Genomic DNA, 4,945 nt, shown 5'->3' on the forward strand with positions numbered 1-4,945 from the left:
AAGAAAGGTGGTAATATATATACTCGGACGCGGGTGAGAGCGTCTGGAAGAAAAAGAGAAGAGGAAGAGAAGCTCCTTGACAAGTGAACAGAGACACCCAGCGGAAGTAGATTCAAAGAGTTAAGATCGAACTCGAAATCTTGGATGGAGGGTTTGATCCTGGCTCAGGGCGAACGCTGGCGGCGTGCTTAACACATGCAAGTCGAACGAGGAGGCAGCCTTCGGGCTGTAGTACTAGTGGCGAACGGGTGAGTAACGCGTAGGAAGGTGTCCTCCAGACCGGGACAACCACTGGAAACGGTGGCTAATACCGGATGAGCCCGAGAGGGGAAAGCGAGCCAAGGCTTGGCTGGAGGAGCTGCCTGCGACCCATCAGGTAGTTGGTAGGGTAAAGGCCTACCAAGCCGACGACGGGTAGCCGGCGTGAGAGCGTGGCCGGCCACAGGGGCACTGAGACACGGGTCCCACTCCTACGGGAGGCAGCAGTGGGGAATATTGGACAATGGGGGGAACCCTGATCCAGCGACGCCGCGTGGAGGAAGAAGTCCTTCGGGACGTAAACTCCTGAACTTACCGAACAATAAGGATGGTAGGGAATGGCCATCTGATGAGGGTAGGTAAGGAAAAGCCCCGGCTAACTACGTGCCAGCAGCCGCGGTAATACGTAGGGGGCGAGCGTTGCCCGGAATCACTGGGCGTAAAGGGGGTGTAGGCGGTCTAATAAGTCAGATGTAAAAGGCCCTGGCTCAACCAGGGAAATGCGTCTGAAACTGTTAGACTTGAGGTTGCTAGAGGGAGACGGAATTACCTGTGTAGCGGTGAAATGCGTAGATACAGGTAAGAAGGCCGGTGGTGAAGACGGTCTCCTGGGGCAAACCTGACGCTGAGGCCCGAAAGCTAGGGGAGCAAACCGGATTAGATACCCGGGTAGTCCTAGCCGTAAACGATGCCCACTAGGTGTGAGCGGTAGTACCGTTCGTGCTGAAGCTAAGGCGATAAGTGGGCCGCCTGGGGAGTACGTCCGCAAGGATGAAACTCAAAGGAATTGACGGGGACCCGCACAAGCGGTGGAGCGTGTGGTTTAATTCGAAGCTAAGCGAAGGACCTTACCAGGGCTTGACATATAGGTGGTACCCTGCAGAGATGCAGGGGACCCGGTACTTCGGTACCGGGAGCCTATACAGGTGGTGCACGGCCGTCGTCAGCTCGTGCCGTGAGGTGTTGGGTTAAGTCCCGCAACGAGCGCAACCCTTGCCGTTAGTTGCCAGCACTTAGGGTGGGAACGCTAACGGGACAGCCGCCGACGAGGCGGAGGAAGGAGGGGATGACGTCAGGTAATCGTGCCCCTTATGTCCTGGGCGACACACGCGCTACAATGGTAGGGACAGAGGGCAGCGAGGCCGAGAGGTGGAGCGAATCCCAGAAACCCTACCCCAGTTCAGATTGCAGTCTGAAACCCGACTGCATGAAGCCGGAATCGCTAGTAATCGCAGGTCAGCCACACTGCGGTGAATACGTTCCCGGGTCTTGTACACACCGCCCGTCAAGCCACCCGAGTTGGAAACGCCCGAAGATGGTGAGGCTAACCGAAAGGAGGCCAGCTATCGAGGGTGGAGTCAGCGAGGGGGGCTAAGTCGTAACAAGGTAGGTGTACCGGAAGGTGCGCCTGGATCACCTCCTTTCTAAGGAGAAAAAAGGAATGGGTGTCTCTGTTCAGTAGTGAAGGAGTAGGGGTAGTAGCTCAACTGGGAGAGCGTCTGCCTTGCACGCAGAAGGTTAGGGGTTCAAGTCCCCTCTACTCCACCAGCTCATTGACAAGTGCATAGTGAAAGATAAGGTCAAGGTAAAAAGGGCTTACGGCGGATGCCTAGGCGACGGGAGGCGAAGAAGGACGTGGCAAGCTGCGAAAAGCCACGGGGAGCTGCAAGCGAGCGTAGATCCGTGGATGTCCGAATGGGGGAACCCAAAAGATCCCGAAAGGGAGGCGAACCCGGGGAAGGGAAACATCTTAGTACCCGGAGGAAAAGAAATCAAGAGAGATTCCCTGAGTAGTGGCGAGCGAAAGGGGAGGAGCCCAAACCATACTGGTGTAAAAGGGTGCTGCCGTTGCCAGTATGGGGTAGCGGGACATAATCGGAGCCGACAGCACGAGGCTCGGTCACGAAGCATGTATAGCCGAAATACCTGGGAAGGTATGCCGGAGAGGGTGAAAGCCCCGTAGGCGAAATACATGTGAGTGGCTGGATTATGATCCCAAGTAGCGTGGGACACGAGGAATCCTGCGTGAATCAGGGTGGACCACCATCCAAGGCTAAATACTACCCGTCGACCGATAGCGTAGAAGTACCGTGAGGGAAAGGTGAAAAGGACCCCGGGAGGGGAGTGAAAGAGAACCTGAAACCGTAAGCCTACAAGAAGTGGGAGCTCGAGAGAGTGACCGCGTGCCTTTTGATTAATGTGCCCACGAATTGCATGTACTGGCGAGGTTAAGCCGGGAGAGGCGAAGCCGAAGTGAAAGCGAGCCTGAAGAGGGCGGATAGTCAGTATATGCAGACCCGAAGCCAGGTGAGCTATCCATGGGCAGGGTGAAGTTGCGGTGAAACGCAATGGAGGCCCGAACCGGTATGCAGTGAAACGCATTCGGATGACCTGTGGATAGGGGTGAAAAGCCAACCGAACCTGGTGATAGCTGGATCTCCCCGAAACGTGTGTAGGCACGGCCTCGTACAAGACTAACGGGGGTAGAGCACTGATAGGCGTAGGGGGGTAACCTCCGAAACTTGTCAAACTCCGAATACCGTTAGTTGATGTACGGGAGACAGACTGTGGGGGAAAAGCTCCATGGTCGAGAGGGAAACAGCCCAGACCGCCAGCTAAGGTCTCGAAGAGACGGCTAAGTGTGAAAGGTAGTGGACTGCCAGAGACAGCCGGGATGTTGGCTTAGAAGCAGCCATCATTAAAAGAGTGCGTAACAGCTCACCGGTTGAGGCGGACTGCGCCGAAAATGTAAGGAGGCTGAAGCCGTACGCCGAAGCTGCGGAATCTGCGGATTGGTAGGGGAGCATTGTGCAGTAGGGAGAAGGTAATTCGTGAGGATTACTGGACGAAGCACAAGAGCGGATGTGGGCATGAGTAACGAGAGGAGGGTGAGAATCCCTCCCCCCGAAAGCCCAAGGGTACCTGGGGAAGGGTCGTCCGCCCAGGGTAAGCCGGGACCTAAGGTGAATCCGAAAGGAGTAACCGATGGGAAACTGGTAAAGAATCCAGTGCCATGTATATACGAGATAAGAGGGGGGACGCAGAAGGCGAAGCCTCGTGAGCAAGTGGCACGCTCATCCAAGCGCAAAGGACAGAGAAGGTAGTAGGTAAATCCGCTACTGGAGTCTGAAGCGTGAAGGGGAGGACATAAGTCCAACGAGGTGGTAGCCCGGCTGCCAAGAAAAGCCTCGCTTATCGTTGAGTATATACATGCCCGTTCCGAAAACCGACACAGGTGGGTGAGCTGAGAAGGCTAAGGGGAGCAGGCTAACCTCCGCTAAGGAACTCGGCAAAATAGCCCCGTAACTTCGGGAGAAGGGGTGCTCCTTGGTGTGGGCAACTGCACCGGGGAGTCGCAGTGACAAGGCCCAGGCGACTGTTTACCAAAAACACAGGACTCTGCGAACTCGGAAAGAGGAAGTATAGGGTCTGACGCCTGCCCAGTGCCGGAAGGTTAAGGGGAGTTGTGAGAGCAACGAACCGAAGCCCCGGTAAACGGCGGCCGTAACTATAACGGTCCTAAGGTAGCGAAATTCCTTGTCGGGTAAGTTCCGACCTGCATGAATGGCGTAACGATTTGGGCACTGTCTCAGCGGAGGGCCTGGTGAAATTACAGACTGGGTGAAGATGCCCAGTACCCGCAGTTAGACGGAAAGACCCCGTGGAGTTTTACTGTAGCCTGACATTGTAACTTGTCATGTTGTGTACAGGATAGGTGGGAGGCAGAGAAACCTGCTCGCCAGGGTAGGTGGAGCCGCCGGTGGGATACCACCCTCAGCATGATGGGTTACTAACCATTGAGTGTGAAGAGCACTGATGGGACAGTGTTAGGTGGGCAGTTTGACTGGGGCGGTCGCCTCCTAAAGAGTAACGGAGGTGCGCGAAGGTAGGCTCATGTGGGTTGGAAATCCACAGGAGAGTGTAAAGGCAAAAGCCTGCCTGACTGCGAGACTGACAGGTCGAGCAGGGTGGAAACACGGTCTTAGTGACCCGGCGGATCCGAGTGGAAGGGCCGTCGATCAACGGATAAAAGTTACCCCGGGGATAACAGGCTTATCGCGCTCAAGAGTTCATATCGACGGCGCGGATTGGCACCTCGATGTCGACTCATCGCATCCTGGGGCTGAAGTAGGTCCCAAGGGTTGGGCTGTTCGCCCATTAAAGCGGTACGTGAGTTGGGTTCAGAACGTCGTGAGACAGTTCGGTCCCTATCTGCTGCGGGCGTAGGAAACTTGAGGGGGGTCACACCTAGTACGAGAGGACCGGTGTGAGGGTACCACTGGTAAATCAGCTGTTCCGCCAGGAGCAGGAGCTGAGTAGCCACGTACCTGACCGATAACCGCTGAAAGCATCTAAGCGGGAAACGGGCCCCGAGATGAGGTTTCCCACTCCATATGGAGGTAAGGGCAGTTCGAGACTAGGACGTAGATAGGCCGGAGGTGTAAGTACAGTGATGTATTGAGCCGACCGGTACTAATAGCCCGAGGCCTTGACCTTATTGAGTAACTATGCACATGTGAATGAGAGATTGAGGGGTGCAGATACCGGATATGGGAACACGCGGACCCATCCCGAACCCGACCGTTAAGCATATCCGGGCCGATGGTAGTATGGCTTGTCCATGCGAGAGTAGGTAGCGCCCCTCTTTTTATTTTTCCCCCAGTCAAAAGACTGGGGGTTTTTGTTT

Annotated in this window: 1 tRNA gene and 3 rRNA genes; all 4 read left to right on the forward strand. The window is 55.6% G+C overall.

Annotated features, from left to right (window positions below):
* Window positions 1–141: 141 nt before the first annotated feature.
* The 4 genes from XO11_RS10340 (at window position 142) to rrf (ending at window position 4,903) form a co-directional block, all read left to right on the forward strand.
* Window positions 142–1,682 (forward strand): 16S ribosomal RNA (locus XO11_RS10340).
* Window positions 1,683–1,730: 48 nt separating this feature from the next.
* A tRNA-Ala gene (locus XO11_RS10345) sits at window positions 1,731–1,806 on the forward strand.
* Between the two features lie 30 nt (window positions 1,807–1,836).
* Window positions 1,837–4,755: ribosomal RNA gene (locus XO11_RS10350) — 23S ribosomal RNA — on the forward strand.
* A 34-nt stretch (window positions 4,756–4,789) separates the two neighbouring features.
* A 5S ribosomal RNA gene (gene rrf, locus XO11_RS10355) occupies window positions 4,790–4,903 on the forward strand.
* The 16S, 23S and 5S rRNA genes sit together here with 1 tRNA gene alongside, the layout of an rRNA operon.
* Window positions 4,904–4,945 lie beyond the last annotated feature (42 nt).

The organism is Marinitoga sp. 1138 (assembly GCF_013363265.1).
Lineage (GTDB): Bacteria > Thermotogota > Thermotogae > Petrotogales > Petrotogaceae > Marinitoga > Marinitoga piezophila.